This is a genomic window from Arthrobacter sp. 10T419 (assembly GCF_056394105.1).
Map to the genome: position 1 here is coordinate 1 of NZ_JBFTHF010000079.1, position 373 is coordinate 373.

1 protein-coding gene is annotated in these 373 nt (G+C 60.1%); it reads left to right on the top strand.

Features of this window, described 5'->3' with window-relative positions:
- Window positions 1-37 precede the first annotated feature (37 nt).
- Window positions 38-373, top strand: a 336-nt coding sequence (locus AC1DBD_RS17965) for a hypothetical protein (RefSeq protein ID WP_476982748.1), incomplete at its 3' end; no start/stop codon positions are given.

The following is a 373-nucleotide window of genomic DNA, read 5'->3' on the forward strand; positions in this document are numbered from 1 at the left end:
GGATCTCCCGGCACCGCTACCTAGCTACCGTAAGTTAATGTTGAACCGCACCTTCGTGGCCATAACGATAATCGGATTCGTCGGCTACGTTCCAAATGTGATCGGGTTCAGCTGGCTGATGGTGTACCTGCAGCAGGGACTACGGCTGACACCGGCCACCATGGCCAGCTACCTGACCTTGGTGGCCATCGGCATGATCGTGGCAAGCGTGCTGGCGATGGTCGCCAGTCGGCGTGCGTTGCAACAGGGGGCGTCCATTCGACGTGCAATGGTTTGGCCGCCGATGGTCGCCTGTGCTATCGGCGGCTGCGCGTACACATCACTGTGGCTGACAAGTGACCACGTGCCAGTGCGACTCGCGCTATATGCCCTC